The organism is Streptomyces sp. NPDC019937, assembly GCF_040631655.1.
Classification (GTDB): Bacteria; Actinomycetota; Actinomycetes; order Streptomycetales; family Streptomycetaceae; genus Streptomyces.
The window spans coordinates 51,544-69,059 of the sequence record NZ_JBEYAL010000028.1; the positions used below are offsets into that span (position 1 = coordinate 51,544).

The window sequence follows — 17,516 nt, forward strand, 5'->3', positions numbered from 1 at the left end:
GCCCGGCTACCGCCGAGAGGACCGCTCAGGCGCAGGTCAGGTGCCGCGGTACGCCTTGTAGTTCCGGAAGAGCAGATAGGTGTCGAGGATGTCGGAGGACGCGCTCTCGACCGACCGGTAGATGCCCCACTTGGGCCGCTGGTAGTCGCCCTGGTCCGGCATCTTCACGTTGGACATGCTGCCCTGCACCGCGACCGGGGCGCCGGAGCCGGTGCCGTTCCGGGCCGTGAACGTGGCCTTTCCGCTGGACCCGATGGTCAGCTTCCACTCGATGGTGATCCACTTGTTGCGCAGCGGCGAGAGGTCGGTCGAGGCGATGTCCGGTGAGCCGGAGTTGGCGTAGGCCCGGGCCCGCAGCGTCTCCTTGCTGCCGCTGCGGCCGAGGTCCAGCGTGATGTACGGACCGCCGTTGTCGACCGGTGTCTTCGTCTGGAAGATGTGCGTGAACTTGCTGGTGCCGTGCAGCGAGGACGGCATGTACATCTCGTACGAGAGGGTCCAAGTCTCCCCGTCCCGCATCTTCAGCGTCGTACCGTCCTGCACCATGCCCTTGGACTCGGTGCGCTGGCGGTCGCCGCCGCCGGTGGTGTCCCGGTCGTCCTTCCAGATGTTGAAGCGGTAGTGGTCGCCGCCTTCGACCACGACATAGTCCCGGTCGGGGTGCGCATTGCCGCGGTCGGCCTCGATGCCCTCGAAGGCCTTGAGCCCGGTGCCGGACGGGCTGGGGTTCCAGACCAGTTGCGGCGCCAGGGCGGCCGCGGCGGCCGGGGAGGCGCCCGACGTCAGCTGCCCGAGGAGGGGCACACCGACGGCCGTGGCGGTCATGGAGCCGAGTAACGTCCGACGACTGAAACCGCGTGGAGCGGAGTCTTCTGCCATGTTGGGTCCCTGTGGAGGAGGTGTGGGGGCTGCGGAAGCGTTGATCCCGCGCGGATGTGCGGGTGTGGCGCGTACATACGATGGACTGGACCATTGGGGTCGTCAAGGTTCGCGACACGGTTATTCATCCCATGTCTGCTCAACGAGATCGGCGGCCGCTCCCGAGAGGGGAGCGACCGCCGAGGACGGAAGCGCGCTGTGCCGACGGAGAACTGAGGTGATGTCAGATCGTGGCGGCGTCGATGACGAACCGGTAGCGGACATCGCTGGAGAGCACCCGCTCGAACGCGGTGTTGATCTCCTCCGCGCGGATGGTCTCGATCTCGGCGCCCACCCCGTGCTCGGCGCAGAAGTCGAGCATCTCCTGCGTCTCGGCGATGCCGCCGATGAACGAACCGGCGAGGGTCCGGCGGCCCATGACGACGGAGAAGAGGTTGAGCGAGATGGGCTCCTCCGGAAGACCCACGTTCACCAGCGCGCCGTCCGTCTTGAGCAGCTTCAGGTACGCGCCGAAGTCCAGCGGCGCGGACACCGTGGACAGGATGACGTCGAAGGACTCGGCCAGCTCCTCGAAGGTGCGCGGGTCGCTGGTCGCGTAGTAGTGGTCCGCGCCGAGCCGCAGCCCGTCGTCCTTCTTGCGCAGCGACTGGCTGAGCACGGTGACCTCCGCGCCCATCGCGTGGGCGAGCTTGACGGCCACGTGGCCGAGGCCGCCCATGCCGAGGACGGCGACCTTGCTGCCCGGCCCGGTCTTCCAGTGGCGCAGCGGGGAGTACGTGGTGATGCCCGCGCACAGCAGCGGGGCGGCCACGTCCAGCGGCAGCGCGTCCGGGATGCGCACGACGTAGTTCTCGTCGACGACGATGCCGGTGGAGTAGCCGCCGTAGGTGATCTCGCCGTACTTGTCGGTGGCGGCGTACGTGGCGGTGTGGCCCTCGGCGCAGTACTGCTCCAGGCCCTTGCGGCAGTTCTCACAAGCCCGGCAGGAGTCCACGAAGCAGCCGACGCCGACCCGGTCGCCGACGGCGTACTTGGTGACACCGGATCCGACCTCGGTGACGACACCGGCGATCTCATGGCCCGGCACCAGCGGGAACGGCACCTCGCTCCAGCCCTCGCGGACCTGGTGGATGTCCGAGTGGCAGATGCCCGAGTACTTGATGTCGATCACCACGTCGAACGCGCCGGCCGGGCGGCGCTCGATCGAGGTGCGCTCCAGCGGGGCCTTGGGGGCGGGCGCGGCGTAGGCGGCAACGGTACTCATATGGCGATTCACTCCTTGCAGGTGGTTCCGTGGCCGGCCGCCTTTGAATCCATGGCCGGACACGATGGCAAGGGTGCCAAGGTGAGGCAGGAGTGGCCAAAAATGGATCAACCTGCGAGGATGGTGGCTAGTGGGGGAGGTGGCCCCCCGTGTGGGCCGCCGGTGGCGCCGGCGACCCGCACGAGACGCGGGGAAACGCCCCCGGGTCACCCGGCTCGGCGCGGGCTCGTGTCCATCGGATCGGTGGCGTCGGCCGCGGCGTTCAGATCGCGGTTCAGGGTTTCCGGAGTCATCCGGGTCGTGATGAGACTCACCGCCGCGACCACCGTCATGTAGACCGCGACCGGTATCCAGGAGCCGGTGAACGCGGTGAGCAGCGCGCTGCAGATCAGCGGGGCGACGCCACCGCCGATCACCGAGGAGAACTCCCGGCCCAGGGCGACCCCGGCGTAGCGGTAGCGGTTTCCGAACAGCTCGGGGAAGTAGCTCATGTGCACGCCGACCAGGCCCTGGCAGGCCAGGATGAAACCGACCGCGATCGCCACCGCGATGGCCACCTCGGAGCCGGAGTTCAGGGCGATGAACGTCGGGGCGGGCAGCAACACCATGGCGGTGAGGATCAGCGAGCACACCGGGCGCCGTCCCAGACGGTCCGAGAGGGCGCCGAACGCGAAGGCCGCCACGCCGCCGCAGAGCGAGCCGAGCAGCAGCACCTCGGGCACGAAGTCCTTGTCGACGCCCACGCTGGAGACCAGGTAGGAGGCCATGAACACCTGGTAGGTGTACGACTGGGTGCTGACCCCGAAGTTCATCAGGATCACCAGGAGCAACGGCTTGCGGCCGTGCCGGAAGACCTCCTTGACCGGCGAGGCGGGCCGCTCGTGCTGTGCCTTCAGCTCCTGGAAGACCGGGCTCTCGTTCAGCTTGCGGCGCATGATCATGGCGGCCACCGTCACCAGGAGGCTGCTGACGAAGACCAGCCGCCAGCCCCAGGACATCAGGGCGTCCTCGGACAGTCGCTGGGCGAGCATCCAGGCCACCGCGCCCAGCGCGGTACCGAGCGCCGCCCCCGTCATCACCAGGGAGGACAGCCTGCCGCGCCGCCCCGGCGCGGCCGTCTCGGTGAGCAAGGTGGCGCCTCCGGCCTGCTCGGCGCCCGCGCCGAAGCCCTGCGCCATGCGGCAGATCAGCAGCAGGATCGGGGCGAGGATACCCACCGCCCCGTATGTCGGGAGCAGACCGATGGCGAGGGTGGAGCCGCCCATCAGCAGCAGGGTCGCGATCAGCACCCACTTGCGGCCCAGGCGGTCCCCGAAACGGGAGAAGAAGAGCCCGCCCAGCGGCCGGGCGGCGAAGCCGACGGCATAGGTGCTGAAGCTGGCGAGGATGCCCACCGATGCCGACACATTGGGGAAGAACAGATCGCTGAAGATCAGCGCCGATGCGGTGCCGTAGATGACGAAGTCGTACTGTTCGAGCGCGGTGCCGACCAGACCGGCCCAGGCCGCGCGGCGTACCGCCCGGGGGTCGGCGGGCGGCTCGCCGGGCGGGGCGGTGGCGGGTGGCGGGGGAGTGGTGGTGTTGCTCTCCATGATCCATGCCTCCTTGAACGGATCGGTTCCGGAGCGGAATCGGGCAGGGCGAAGCAGGGGAGTGGCGGGGAGGGAGGAAAAGAGTGGGGAGGGAGACGGGGAGGGGGCGGGGGTTCTTATCGGGGGCCGCAGGCGTCGGCCGCCGCCGCGCCGGGGCCGTGCCGGACGATGATGTCGATGAGGTCGGCGATCCGGGCGGTGAAGGCCGGGTGGTCCGTCAGGCCGTCGCCGAGCAGCCCGCTTTCCAGGACGGCCTCGACGTACGCGGTACGCGGCGCGGCGGGTGCCCGCCGGGCGAGGCCGGCGAGCGGTTCGCGGGCCGGATCGGCCATCGCGGCCGCCTGGGGCCCGGGGGAGAAGCCGGAGGGCGGCGCCACGCAGCACAGATAGGCGGCCACGGTCAGCGCCAGATGGTGGGGCACCCGCCCGGCCCGCAGATGGAGCAGGGCGGGCTCCGGCACCCGCTGGCGGAGCTTGACCGAGCCGTCCGAGCCGACCTGCCGGGTGCGGTGGCCCAGCGCGGTGTTGGCCCAGCGGTCGAACAACTGCCGTATGTAGTCTTCCAGTTGGATGTCGGCGGGCACGGTGAGGCTCGGCAGGTAGTCGTCGTGGAGCACATGGCGCGCGGCCTCGGCGATGAACGGCCGGGCGATGGCGTCCGGGATGGTCTCCCGCCCGTCCAGCGCGCCGAGATAGGCGATGAGGGAATGGGTGCCGTTGAGCAGCCGCAGCTTCAGCAGCTCGTACGGTTCCACATCGTCGGTGAACAGCGCCCCGCCGTGTTCCCAGCGCGGACGGCCCGCGGCGAAGCGGTCCTCCATGACCCACATGGAGAACGGTTCGGCCGGTACGGGGACGGCGTCGCGCACCCCGAGGTGACCCGCGACCGCGTCACGGTACACCTCCGTGGTGGCGGGCACGATCCGGTCGACCATGGAGCTGGGGAACGTCACCGCACGCGTCAGCCACGGCAGCAGCTCCTCGCGCTCCGCCGCCGGAAGCGCCTCGGTGAACTCGTGCACCAGCCGCCGCGTCTGGGAGCCGTTGCCCACCAGGTTGTCGCAGCTGAGCACCGTCAGCGGCCGGGCGTGGGTGCGTACGCGGCGCTGCAGCCCGCGCACGATCCGCCCGATGGTGGTCCGGGGCGGGGCGTCACCGCGCAGATCGGCCCGTACCGCGGGGGAGTCCAGGTCGAGTCCGTGGGTGCGCGGGGAGAAGGTGTAGCCGTGCTCGGTGACCGTGAGGGTGACGATGGCGGTGCCGGGCGCCGCCAGCGCGTCCAGGACCTCGTCCGGCTGCTCCGCGGCCACCAGCGCCCCGGTGTGCACCGCGGGCACGGTGACCCGGGTGCCGGAGGGGGAGATCTCCACCACCGCGTAGCGCAGTTGCTGCTCGCACAGCGCCCGGGCCACCGTGGCCGAGCGCCCGGCGACCCCGAGAATGCCCCAGGGGCCCTCGGTGTGGTCCAGCGCGGCGGCGGTGTGCACGGCCTGATGGGCGCGGTGGAAGTTGCCGAGCCCCAGATGCACGATGCCGGTCTCGGCGGGCGGTCGCGCCGGGGTGAGCGCGGACGCGGTGGTGGTGCGGTTCAGGCGCGGCAGTGGCGCCGGGGCGGTGGGCGGGGCGGTCGTGGGGGTCCCGGTCATGGGGGAAGTCCTCACCAATCCGTCATCGAGCCGTCGAGCCGTCGCGCGACGGGCAGGTAGGCGGGTTCGTACGGGAAACCGGCGGCGAGCGATTCGTCCACCTCGACTCCGAGGCCGGGCCGGTCGCCGGGGTGCAGATGCCCGTCGGCGTAGGACCACGCGTGCCGGAACACCTCGTGCACGACCGGCTCGTAGCCCATGTACTCCTGGATGGCGAAGTTCGGTGTGGCCAGTCCCACGTGCAGTGACGCGGCCAGCGCCACCGGGGACACGTCCGAGGGGCCGTGCGGGCCGAGCCGTATCTGCCAGATCTCGGCGAGGGCCGCGATCCGCCGCAGATGGCTGATCCCGCCCGCGTGACTCACACAGGTCCGTACGAAGTCGATCAGCTGCTCGGTGATCAGCGACTGGCATTCCCAGACCGTGTTGAACACCTCGCCGATCGCCAGCGGCACGGTGGTGTGCTGCCGCACATGCCGCAGGACCTGCTGGTTCTCCGCGGGGGTGACGTCCTCCAGCCAGAACAGGTCCGCCTCTTCCAGCGCGCGGCCGAGCCGGGCGGCCTGGCCGGGGGTGAGGCGGTGGTGTACATCGTGCAGCACCTTCAGCTCGGGCCCCACATGCTCCCGCACCGCGGCGAGGACCTTCGGCGCGTGCCGGAGGTAGGCGTCGGTGTCCCACACCTCCTCCACGGGGGCCGCGCCCCGGTCGGCCGGTTCGTACCCCCGGCCGCCGCGGCTCACCCCGTACACCGTGTCCAGGCCGGGGACACCGCTCTGCGCCCGCACCGCGCGGAACCCCTCCGCGCGCCGGGCGTCGACCGAGTCCAGCAGCTGCGGGACGTCCCAGCCGGTGGCATGGGTGTAGGTGAGGATCCGGTCGCGGACCGCGCCGCCCAGCAGCTGGTAGACGGGCTGGCCGGTGGTCTTGCCCTTGATGTCCCACAGCGCCATGTCCACCGCTCCGATGGACGTCATGGTCACCGGGCCGCGCCGCCAGTAGACCCCGCGGTAGAGGTACTGCCAGGTGTCCTCGATCCGCGCCGGGTCGCGGCCGATGAGCAGCGGCGCCACATGGTCCCGAAGGTACGAGGCCACGGCCAGCTCACGGCCGTTGAGCGTGGCGTCGCCCCAGCCGACGAGGCCTTCGGCGGTGGTGATCTTGAGCGTGACGAAGTTACGGCCGGGGCTGGTCACCAGCACCTCGGCGCCTGTGATGGTGTCCTGTCGGGGCGTCGCGCTCATCGGGTCACCGCCACCACGTTGTGCAGCGGCTCGCCCGCGGCCAGCCGGCCGATGTTGGCGGCGATGTCGGCGGCGCGGCCGATGAAGGTCTGGCGGGTGAGGCCGGAGGAATGCGGGGTCATCAGTACGTTGTCCAGCGTCTCGAAGGGATGCTTGCTCGGGGCGCCGGTGTGTCCGCTCGTCGGATACCGGTACCAGACGTCGAGCGCCGCGGCCCCGATGGTGTGCGCGCGCAGGCCCCGGTACAGCGCGTCCTCGTCCACGACGGGACCGCGTCCGACATGGACCAGCACCGAGGACGGGCCCATCCGGGACAGCTCGGCCTCGCCGATGAGCCCGGTGGTCTGCGGGGTGAGCGGCGCCGACACCACGACCACGTCGGAGGCGTCCAGCAGCGCGCCGAGGTCGTCGTTGGTCCCGGCCCACACCAGCCCCTCGGCCGCCGCGTCCACCTCGCCGCGCCGGGTGACCGCCACCCCGCGCGCGCCGAAGGCCCGGAACCGCTGCCAGCAGCGGGCACCGATGTGGCCGAAGCCGACGAAGCCGACGGTGGCCGCGGACAGCGAGTCCATCCAGGGGGAGCGCGGATCGTGCGCGGGGGAGTCCCACACCGCGCGGCGCAGCGCCCGGTGCTGGCGCAGAAAGCCGCGGCGCAGCAGGATCGCGGACGATACGGCGTACTCGGCGATCGAGTCCTCGTGGTGGAAGGTGTTGGCCACCTGGGTGCCGGGCGGCAGCGCGGTCAGGTCGATCTTGTCCGTCCCCGCACCGGCCGTGTGGACCAGCCGCAGCCGGGTGGCGAGGGCGGCCGTCCGGGCGGTGCACTGCCCCGCCACCAGCACCTCCGCGTGGCCCACCGCGGCCTCGACCGCCTCCGCGTCCCGGGGGTCGGGCCAGTGGGTGACCGTACCCGCCGGAAGGGCGGCCTCGAACGCGTCGCGCAGCGGCCGCAGATTGGCGTCGGCGACCACCACGGTCAGCGGCTCGGCCGTCATGGGGTGTCCTTCCCCGCCGCCACCGTGGCCTTCTCCGGGACGGAGTGCGCCGGGCCGGTGGACCCGCGCACGATGAGCTGGGTGGGCAGCCGCAGGGTGCGCGGGGTCTGCCGTTCGCCGCCGAGGATCTGTCCCAGCAGCTCGTGGCCGAGCGCACCGGCCCGGGCCATCGGCACCGCGATGCTGGTCAGGGACGGCTGTGCCACCTCGGCGAACGGGATGTCGTCGACCCCGACGACGCTCAGCCGCTCGGGCACGCCCAGCCCCAGCGCCCGCGCCCCGGCGATCACGCCCAGGGCCATCAGATCGTTGTGCGCGATCACGGCGGACGCTCCCGAGGCCATGACGCTCGCCGCGGCGGCCTTTCCGCCCGCCGCCGTCTCGGCCTGCCAGCCCAGCAACTCCAGCTCCAGCCCGGCCCGTTCGGTCTCGGCGCGGATCAGCGCGACCCGGTGGGAGTTGGACCACGAGCGCTGCATGCCCTGGACGTAGGCGATCCGCCGGTGGCCGAGCGCGGCCAGGTATTCCACGGCCTGGCGCAGCCCGTGGGCGGCGTCGGCGATGACGCAGTCGGCGCCGGCCGTCTCACGGTTGACCAGGACGACGGGTGTCCGCCCGCACAGGTCGAGGACTTCGTCCGCGTCCAGCCGGGGCGAGCACACGATCAGACCGTCGACCTGCCCCTTCAGGTGCGCGATCACCTCGCGCTCACGGCCCGGGTCGAGATCGGTGTCGGCGAGGACGACGGTCTGCCGGCGGCGCCAGCCCTCGCCCTGCGCGGCCTTCACGAACGACCCGAAGACCGGGTTGGCGATGTCGGGGACGACGACGGCGACGGTGGCGGTCTCCGCGCCGGTGGGGGCCTCGGTGGCACGGACCACCGGTGGTTCGTATCCCAGCTCTTGCGCAACCGTCAGCACCTTGCGCAAGGTCCGCGGTCCGAGCCGGTCCGGGTTGCTGAAGGCCCGGGAGGCCGTGGAGAGCGCCACATTGGCGCTTTTGGCGACGTCGGTGAGGGTGGGGGCCATGGCGGCCCGCTACCGGTGGGAGGAGGGGGTGCGGGTGAACGACATAGCGCATGGTGTTCACCGCCCGGCAACCTTGTCAACGCTTGCCGAAATATTGGCAAGGCCCCGGTCCGGTGGGCCGAAGCGCACCGGACCGGGGCCGAGAGGCGTGGCCGTCAGCCGAGGTCGACCAGCAGGTCACCGCCCTCCACCTGCTGGATGGCGTTGATGGCCACCCGGGAGACCCGGCCGGACTTCGGCGCGGCGATGGTGGCCTCCATCTTCATCGCCTCGATGGTCGCCACGGTGGCGCCCGCCTCGACCTGGTCGCCCTCGGTGACGGTCAGCGTCACCACCCCGGCGAACGGCGCGGCCACATGGCCCGGGTTGCTCTTGTCGGCCTTCTCGGTGGCCGGGATGTCGGAGGCCGCGGAGGTGTCGCGGACCTGGATCGGGCGCAGCTGGCCGTTCAGGGTCGACATCACCGTCCGCATGCCGCGCTCGTCGGCCTCGCCGATCGCCTCCAGTTCGATGAGCAGCCGCACCCCGGGCTCCAGGTCCACGGTGTACTCCTTCCCCGGACGAATCCCGTAGAAGAAGTCCTTGCTGTCCAGCACGCTGGTGTCGCCGAACGTCTCCCGGTGGGTCTCGAACTCCTTCGTCGGGCCGGGGAACAGCAGCCGGTTCAGGGTCGTGCGGCGGTCGGCGGCGAGCTGCTGGCGGTCCTCGGCGGACAGCTCCTCCGTCGCCGGCCTGGCCTCCGCGCGGCCCTCCAGCGCCTTGGTGCGGAAGGGCTCCGGCCAGCCGCCGGGCGGGCTGCCCAGCTCGCCGCGCAGGAAGCCGATGACCGAGTCCGGGATGTCGAACTTGTTGGGCTCGGCCTTGAAGTCCTCCGGCGACACCCCGGCCCCCACCAGGTGCAGCGCGAGGTCGCCGACGACCTTGGAGGAGGGGGTGACCTTCACCAGGTGGCCGAGGATGCGGTCGGCGGCGGCGTACATCGCCTCGATGTCCTCGAAGCGGTCGCCGAGGCCGAGCGCGATGGCCTGGGTGCGCAGGTTGGACAGCTGGCCGCCGGGGATCTCGTGGTGGTAGACGCGCCCGGTCGGCGAGGCGAGGCCCGCCTCGAACGGTGCGTAGACCTTGCGCACGCTCTCCCAGTACGGCTCGAGGCCCCCGATCGCCTCCAGGTCGAGGCCGGTGGGCCGGTCGGAGTGGTCGGTGGCGGCCACGATCGCCGACAGCGAGGGCTGTGAGGTGGTGCCCGCCATGGACGCCACCGCCCCGTCCACCGCGTCCGCCCCGGCCTGGATCGCGGCCAGATACGTGGCGAGCTGGCCGCCCGCGGTGTCATGGGTGTGGATGTGCACCGGCAGGTCGAACTCCCGGCGCAGGGCGGACACCAGCTTCGCGGCGGCCGGGGCGCGCAGCAGCCCCGCCATGTCCTTGATGGCCAGCACATGCGCGCCCGCGTCCACGATCTGCTCGGCGAGCCGCAGATAGTAGTCCAGGGTGTACAGCTTCTCCGACGGATCGGACAGATCGCTGGTGTAGCACAGCGCCACTTCGGCGACCGCGCTGCCGGTGCCCCGTACCGCCTCGATGGCGGGACGCATCTGCCCGATGTCGTTGAGCGCGTCGAAGATCCGGAAGATGTCGATGCCGGTGGCGGTGGCCTCCTGCACGAAGGCGTCCGTGACCTCGGTCGGGTACGGGGTGTACCCGACGGTGTTGCGGCCGCGCAGCAGCATCTGCAGACAGATGTTGGGCACCGCCTCGCGCAGCGCGGCCAGCCGCTCCCAGGGGTCCTCGGCGAGGAACCGCAGCGCCACGTCGTAGGTGGCGCCGCCCCAGCACTCCAGCGACAGCAGCTCCGGCACGGTGTGCGCCACCGCCGGGGCCACCGCGAGGAGGTCCTTGGTGCGCACGCGGGTGGCCAGCAGCGACTGGTGTGCGTCCCGGAAGGTGGTGTCGGTGACCCCGATGCGCGGCGACTCGCGCAGCCAGCGTGCGAAACCCTCCGGGCCCAGCTCGGTGAGGGTCTGCTTGGACCCGGCGGGCGGCGCCCCGTCGGGCACCGGCGGCAGCTTCCCGGCCGCGTCGATCAGCTGGGGCCGCGGGCCGTGCGGCTTGTTGACCGTGACGTCGGCGAGATAGGTGAGCAGCTTGGTGCCGCGGTCGGCGGAGTGGCGCGCGGTCAGCAGATGCGGCCGCTGCTCGATGAACGAGGTGGTGACCCTTCCGGCCTGGAAGTCCGGATCGTCCAGCACGGCCTGGAGGAACGGAACGTTGGTGGACACCCCGCGGATACGGAACTCCGCCACCGCCCGCCGGGCCCGCCCGATGGCATGGTGGAAGTCGCGGCCCCGGCAGGTCAGCTTCACCAGCATCGAGTCGAAGTGGGCGCTGATCTCGGCGCCGGCGTGGGTGGTGCCGCCGTCGAGGCGGATGCCCGAGCCGCCCGGCGAGCGGTAGGCGCTGATCATGCCGATGTCCGGGCGGAAGCCGTTGGCCGGGTCCTCGGTGGTGATCCGGCACTGCAGGGCGGCGCCGCGCAGATAGACGGTGTCCTGCGACAGGCCGAGGTCGGCCAGGGTCTCCCCGCTCGCGATGCGCATCTGCGACTGGACGAGGTCGACATCGGTGATCTCCTCGGTCACCGTGTGCTCGACCTGGATCCGCGGGTTCATCTCGATGAAGACATGGTTGCCGTCGCGGTCCAGCAGGAATTCCACGGTGCCCGCGTTGCGGTAGCCGATCTGCCGGGCGAACTTCACCGCGTCCTCGCAGATGCGTGTCCGAAGCTCCGGGCCGAGGTGGGGCGCGGGCGCCATCTCGATGACCTTCTGGTGGCGGCGCTGCACCGAACAGTCCCGTTCGAACAGGTGCATGACATTACCCTCGGCGTCGGCGAGGATCTGCACCTCGATATGGCGGGGCTCGACGACCGCCTTCTCCAGGAAGACCGTCGGGTCCCCGAACGCCGACTCGGCCTCGCGGGCCGCCGCCTCGATCGACTCGCGCAGCAGCCGGGGCTCCTCGACCCGCCGCATCCCGCGCCCGCCACCGCCCGCGACGGCCTTGACGAACACCGGGAAGCCCAGCTCCTCCGCCGCCCGCACCAGCTCGTCCACATCCGAGGAGGGCTCCGAGGAGCCGAGCACCGGCACCCCCGCCGCCCGGGCCGCGGCCACCGCCCGCGCCTTGTTTCCGGTCAGCTCCAGGATCTCCGCGCTCGGGCCGACGAAGGTGATCCCCGCCTCCTCGCACGCCCGTGCGAGGTCGGGGTTCTCGGACAGGAACCCGTATCCGGGGTACACGGCGTCGGCGCCGGCCTGCCGCGCCGCGCGGACGATCTCCTCCACGGACAGATAGGCCCGCACGGGATGGCCCGGCTCACCGATCTCATACGCCTCATCGGCCTTGAGCCGGTGCAGCGAGTTGCGGTCCTCGTGGGGGAACACCGCGACGGTTCTCGCCCCCAGCTCATAGCCGGCGCGGAACGCCCGAATGGCGATTTCTCCACGGTTGGCGACCAGCACCTTGCGGAACATGTCCCATCCCTTCCTACTGCCCGTCCTACTGCCCGGTACGAAAACAGCCTGCTCGCGACACTACTGCTGCCCCGCACGCCAGAGGGCACCCTTGTGATCCAGTTCGCACCTCGGGCATGGTGCCCAGGGGACGTCCGAACGGCGTTCCCCGGAAAGTCCGCAGGCCGCTCCGAGGAGGACCATCGTGAGTGCCCCGTCGTCCGCGCCCCATCAGGCCCCGCCGTACCCCCGGCAGCGAGCCAACTACGTCGACCCCCCGCCCGCACTCGTCACCGGGCCCGCCGTCAGCCCGCTCCGGTTCGTCGGCGGCAGTACGGGATGGCTGGTCACCGGATACCACGAGGCCCGCGAGGTGCTGCGGGACCCGCGCTTCAGCGCCGAGCGGTGGCGCGGTGACGACACGGTGCGGCCCATCTCGCAGACCGTCCGGGACAACCACGGCAACGGTCCGGGGTCGTTTCTGGCCATGGACGCTCCCGAACACAGTCACTATCGCGGGTTACTCACCCGCTACTTCACGGTACGGCGGATGCGCGCCCTCGAACCCCGGATCGACGGCATCGTCACCGATTGCCTCGATGCCCTGGAGGCCGCGGGAAAACCGGCCGACCTGGTGGAACACTTCGCGCTGCCGGTCCCCTCGCTGGTGATCTGCGAAATGCTCGGCGTGCCCTACGCGGAGCGCGCGACATTCCAGCGGGCCAGCGCGCAGATCCTGGTCCAGGACCAGACCGGCGGCCAGTTCGACCAGGGGATGCGTACGATCACCCGATTCCTCGGCGAACTGACCGCCGCCAAGCGGCGCGCCCCCCAGGACGATCTGATCTCGTATCTCACCTCCGTCGGCGAGCTGTCCGACGTCGAGATCGTCAACATGGCGGCGCTGCTGCTGATCGCCGGGCACGAGACCACCACCAACATGCTCAGCCTCGGCACCTTCACCCTCCTGCAGAACCCGGCGCAGATGCGGCGGCTGCGCGAGGACGACGCGCTGGTGCCCGGCGCGGTCGAGGAGCTGCTGCGCTACCTGAGCATCGTCAACGCCTTCCCGGTCCGGATCGCGCTGGAGGACGTCGAGATCGGCGGCGTCACCATCACGGCGGGCCAGAGCGTGGCGGTCTCCGTCCCGGCCGCGAACCGGGACCCCGCGCTGGTGGACGAGCCCCACACGCTCGACGTCGCCCGCCCCCGCAGCAGCCACCTCGCGTTCGGATACGGCATCCACCAGTGCCTCGGCCAGAACCTGGCCCGGATCGAGCTGGCGGCGGGCTACCGCGGACTGCTCGGCCGGTTCCCGGACCTCGCGCTCGCGGTGGCGCCGGAGGAGGTGCCGATGCGCAGTGACATGGTCATCTACGGGGCCCATGAGCTGCCCGTCACGTGGTGAGCCGCCGGTGAGCACTACATGACCGCGTGAGCCCCTCGTGATCGCCGCGCTTGACAAAACCTCTTGCCGCACCGGCAAATGGGGGTCATGGCAGACGATGACATTCCCGGGGTGCTGAGCGCCGTCGGCCCGCGGCTGCGGGCGCTGCGGCGGGAGCGCGGGGCCACCCTGGCCCAGCTGAGCGAGACCACCGGGATCTCGCTCTCCACCCTCTCGCGGCTGGAGTCGGGGCAGCGCAAGCCCACGTTGGAACTGCTGTTGCCCCTGGCCAAGGTCCACGGAGTCCAGCTGGACGAGCTGGTCGGCGCGCCGCCCACCGGCGACCCCCGCATCTACCCGCGCCCCTTCACCCGGCACGGGCAGACGTTCGTGCCGCTGACGCGCTATCTCGGCGGGCTGCACGCGTACAAGCAGATCCTGCCCGGCCGGGCGTCGGACGCCGACGCCCGGCCTTCGCAGGCGGTGCACGAGGGCTACGAATGGCTGTACGTGCTCTCGGGCAAGCTGCGCCTCGCCCTCGGCGAGCACGATCTGACGCTCACCGCGGGCGAGGCGGCCGAGTTCGACACCCGTACGCCCCACGGCTTCGCCAGCGCGAGCGCACAGCCCGTCGAATTCCTCAGCCTCTTCGGCGCCCAGGGCGAGCGGATGCATGTGCGCGCCCGCCCCTCCGGCGACTGAGCCGGGCCGGGGTCACCCGGCGTAGACGTCCTCCACGAAGCGGCCCTCGCCCATCAGGGAGTCCAGCCAGCGCTGTGCCGCCGCGTCGTCGGCGCCGGGGGTGTGCGCCACGTACACCGACTTGAAGGCATCCCGAACCCCCGGGGCCATCCGGGCGCCGTCGCCGCACACGTACACCTGGGCGCCCTCCGCCAGCAGCCGCCAGATCTCCTCGGCGTCGGCCGCGACGCGGTGCTGGACGAAGCGGTGACCGTCCACCGGGGCCTGGCTGAACGCCGGGCGCATGGACACCGCGCCGGCGGCCTCGGCGGCGCGCAGCTCCTCGGCGTGCAGATAGTCGGCGTCCGGCGCGTCGCAGCCGAAGTAGCACAGCGCCCGGGCGAGCCGGGCCCCGGACTCCACGAGCCCCCGCCGGTCGGCGATGGTGCCGCGGAACGGGGCGAGCCCGGTACCGGCGGACACCATGATGACCGGCCGGTCCGGCGCGTGGCCGACGCGGAACGCGTCACGGCAGGGCTGCACCCGGGCGAGCACGGTGTCCCCGGGCCGCACCGCGTTCAGATGGCCGGAGCCGGTGCCCTGGAAACCGCTCGCCTCGTCGCGCAGCAGCGACACCATCAGATCGACGTGGCGCGGCGAGACGGCGGGGGAGGAGGAGATCGAGTAGTGGCGCGGCCGCAGCGGCGGCAGCAGCTCCAGCAGCACCGGCCAGGTCAGCGTCTCGCGCAGCGCCGGGTTGGCCTCGATCAGATCCAGCAGGGTGCGCTCCCCGGGGGCCTGCGCGGCCAGCGCCGCCTTCTCCGGCGGGCACGGGTTCAGCTCGGCGAGCAGGGCCAGCTGCCCGGCGTCCGGGCGGTGGTTCAGCTCCACGTGGCGCGTCAGCAGCTCCCGTACGGTGACCGGCCGGTCCACCGCCAGACCGCCACGGCGACCCGGGCGGGCGGGCACGATGCTGAGCACCGTCTCCGGATCGGCGTGGAGCAGCTCGGCCGCCCGCGTCACCAGCGCGGGGTCGTTGGCCGGGAGCACGGTGAGGTGGTCGGAGGTCCGGTATTCGACCCCCTCCGGCAGGGCCAGCCGGACGAACCGCTTGACCCGCGGATACGACGGATCGCTGAGGCTGCCGGTCTCGGTGACCTCCATCGCCACCATTCCGTGCTGCCGCGCCAGACCGTCCAGCGGGCCGCCGGTGACCTCGGTGACGGTGTACGCCGGGCCGTCGTCCACGGCGTCGCCCGGGGCCACGCCCACGGTGGCCGGGTCGCCGTGGCGCTCCAGCAGCGCGGTGCGCAGCCGCTGGCGGAAGTCCCGTACCGTGCCGCTCAGATCGCCCGAGGCGTCGGCCGCGGCCCGGTCGATGAGCCGGGTCGCGCCGAGGGCGGCCAGCCGCTCGTCGATCAGGGTCGGCACGCGCTGGTAGGTGGCGGCCCAGTTGCGGTCGCCGACGCCGAGCACCGCGTAGCTCACGCCGTCCGCCGCGCCCGGTTCGGCCGTCTGCAGCCAGGCCAGGAAGGCGGCGGCGTCGTCGGTGGGCTGACCGTTGTAGGACGCGGCGGTGACGACCACCGGGCGGTCGGTGGGCAGCCCGCCCGCGTAGGCGTCGAGCGGGGCGACCTCGGTGGCGCAGCCCAGCCCGTCGGCATCGGCGGCCAGGTCCTCGGCGAAGGAGCGGCAGGTGCCGAAGTTGGTGCCGTACAGCAGCAGCGCGCCGGTGTCCTGGCGGACCCGGGTGGGCAGCGAGGCGTCCCGTACGGGCGCGGTTGCCGCCACCGCGTCGGCCACCGCCACCGCCCGCTCGCGCGGGGTGCGGGGGACGAGCCGCAGGGTCAGGCCCTCGGGCTTGAGGGTGAGCGACTCCTTGATGTGCAGCCGGTAGTCCGCGTGGTCGATCAGCCGGTAGCGGTGCACCAGCATCGCCAGCAGCATGGTGGCCTCGTGCAGCGCGAACTGCCGCCCGATGCACGCCCGTTCACCGGTGCCGAACGGCTTGTACGCGTGCACCGGACGCGCCGCCTCGGCCTCCGGGTCGAAGCGCGAGGGGTCGAACAGCTCCGGGTTGTCGCCCCACACCGCGGCGCGGTGCAGCATCGGGGTGAGCACGATGGCCGGCTGCCCGGCCCGCATCGGAACGCGCCCGCCGAGCATCGTGTCCTCGCGCGCCTGCCGGGAGAAGGCGGCCGCGGTCGGCCACAGCCGCAGCGCCTCGTTCAGCACCTGGCGGGTGTAGCGCAACAACCCCACCTGCTCGAACGTCGGCTCCGGGTCCCCGTCGGCGCCGAACAGGGCGTCCGCCTCCCGCTGCACCCGGCGCAGTTCGCCCGGGTTCTTGGCGAGGTAGTGCAGGGCGAAGGACAGCGCGCCCGAGGTGGTCTCATGACCCGCGATCAGGAAGGTGATCACCTGGTCCCGGATGTTGGCGTGGTCCAGCGGGGTGCCGTCCGAAGGATGCGTGGACTTGAGCATCAGCCCCAGCAGATCGTCCGTGTCCGTCTGGCCCGCGGCGACCCGGGCCTGGATCACCTCGTCGACGACGGAGGCGAGATAGGCCGTATCGGCGCGGAACGCCTCGTCCTGCTCGCTGTAGTCCACGTCCGGGCGGCGCGCCACCTTGCGCATGCTCCACTCCAGGCAGCGCACCATGGCCTGCACGAACGGATGCGGTTCCGCGCGGTCGAACGAGCCGAAGTCGTAGCCGAACCCGGCCAGCCCGATGGTGTCCAGCGTCATCCGCGTCATGTCGTCGGTCACCGCGACCGGCTCGCCGCTCGCCGCGCGCGCGTCCCAGGCGTCGATCACCCGCCGCGCCACCTGGAGCATCACCGGGTGGTACGTGCGCATCGAGCCGAGCGCGAAGGCGGGCATCAGGATGTCGTGCGCCTTCGCCCAGTTCGGCTCGTCGTTGTACGCGGTGAACAGCCCGTCGTGGGTGAACTCCCGGACGTTCTCCAGCGACTGGTTGACGTACTTGGCGAACCGCTCGTCGTCACAGAGTTCCGCCACCATGTCGGGATCGCTGACGAACAGGATGTCGGTCCCGTGCAGCCGGCGCCGCAGCACCGGGCCATGGCGCCGGGTCAGCTCCATGGCCTGCTGGATCGGGGTGTTGCTCGTCCGCTCGGAGATGTCGATGAGCGGGACGCCGTCGGCGGCGCCCTCGGCGGTCTCGGCCGGAAGGAGGGGGGTTTCGGTCATGACGGTGCGATGCCTTCCATGCGGGGGATGTCTCCAGCCTCGCCCCCGTGGACCACGCCGCTCGCACGTCGCACT

11 protein-coding genes are annotated in these 17,516 nt (G+C 71.8%); 2 read left to right on the forward strand and 9 right to left on the reverse strand.

What is annotated here, in order from left to right:
• Nucleotides 1-36: 36 nt before the first annotated feature.
• The 8 genes from ABZ562_RS26495 to ABZ562_RS26530 form a co-directional block, all read right to left on the reverse strand.
• Entirely contained in the window at nucleotides 37-825 is a 789-nt protein-coding gene (locus ABZ562_RS26495; protein WP_361484232.1) for a hypothetical protein, read from the reverse strand.
• Nucleotides 826-1,102: 277 nt separating this feature from the next.
• Complete coding sequence (locus ABZ562_RS26500; RefSeq protein WP_361484234.1) at nucleotides 1,103-2,143, reverse strand: NAD(P)-dependent alcohol dehydrogenase; 1,041 nt, start codon at nucleotides 2,141-2,143, stop codon at nucleotides 1,103-1,105.
• 206 nt (nucleotides 2,144-2,349) lie between these two features.
• The gene (locus tag ABZ562_RS26505; RefSeq protein WP_361484236.1) at nucleotides 2,350-3,735 is read right to left on the reverse strand and encodes an MFS transporter; all 1,386 of its coding nucleotides are present in this window, start codon (nucleotides 3,733-3,735) and stop codon (nucleotides 2,350-2,352) included.
• Between the two features lie 116 nt (nucleotides 3,736-3,851).
• Entirely contained in the window at nucleotides 3,852-5,381 is a 1,530-nt protein-coding gene (locus tag ABZ562_RS26510; RefSeq protein WP_361484238.1) for a mannitol dehydrogenase family protein, read from the reverse strand.
• An 11-nt stretch (nucleotides 5,382-5,392) separates the two neighbouring features.
• Nucleotides 5,393-6,625, reverse strand: coding sequence for a D-mannonate dehydratase ManD (manD, locus tag ABZ562_RS26515; protein WP_361484240.1), 1,233 nt, complete (start codon nucleotides 6,623-6,625; stop codon nucleotides 5,393-5,395).
• The gene (locus ABZ562_RS26520) at nucleotides 6,622-7,620 is read right to left on the reverse strand and encodes a 2-hydroxyacid dehydrogenase (protein ID WP_361484242.1); all 999 of its coding nucleotides are present in this window, start codon (nucleotides 7,618-7,620) and stop codon (nucleotides 6,622-6,624) included. The genes manD and ABZ562_RS26520 overlap by 4 nt, the downstream gene beginning before the upstream one ends.
• Nucleotides 7,617-8,648, reverse strand: coding sequence for a LacI family DNA-binding transcriptional regulator (locus tag ABZ562_RS26525; RefSeq protein WP_361484244.1), 1,032 nt, complete (start codon nucleotides 8,646-8,648; stop codon nucleotides 7,617-7,619). Before ABZ562_RS26525 ends, ABZ562_RS26520 begins: the two co-directional genes overlap by 4 nt.
• A gap of 155 nt (nucleotides 8,649-8,803) precedes the next feature.
• A complete protein-coding gene (locus ABZ562_RS26530) occupies nucleotides 8,804-12,181 on the reverse strand; it encodes a pyruvate carboxylase (RefSeq protein ID WP_361484246.1) in 3,378 nt (1,125 codons plus the stop codon).
• A 184-nt stretch (nucleotides 12,182-12,365) separates the two neighbouring features.
• Between ABZ562_RS26530 and ABZ562_RS26535 the strand changes: the two genes are divergently transcribed.
• Entirely contained in the window at nucleotides 12,366-13,568 is a 1,203-nt protein-coding gene (locus ABZ562_RS26535; protein ID WP_361484248.1) for a cytochrome P450, read from the forward strand.
• Nucleotides 13,569-13,655: 87 nt separating this feature from the next.
• Nucleotides 13,656-14,249, forward strand: coding sequence for a helix-turn-helix transcriptional regulator (locus tag ABZ562_RS26540; protein ID WP_361484250.1), 594 nt, complete (start codon nucleotides 13,656-13,658; stop codon nucleotides 14,247-14,249).
• A gap of 12 nt (nucleotides 14,250-14,261) precedes the next feature.
• Here ABZ562_RS26540 and ABZ562_RS26545 read toward each other — a convergent pair whose 3' ends face one another.
• A complete protein-coding gene (locus ABZ562_RS26545) occupies nucleotides 14,262-17,441 on the reverse strand; it encodes a cytochrome P450 (RefSeq protein WP_361484252.1) in 3,180 nt (1,059 codons plus the stop codon).
• Nucleotides 17,442-17,516 lie beyond the last annotated feature (75 nt).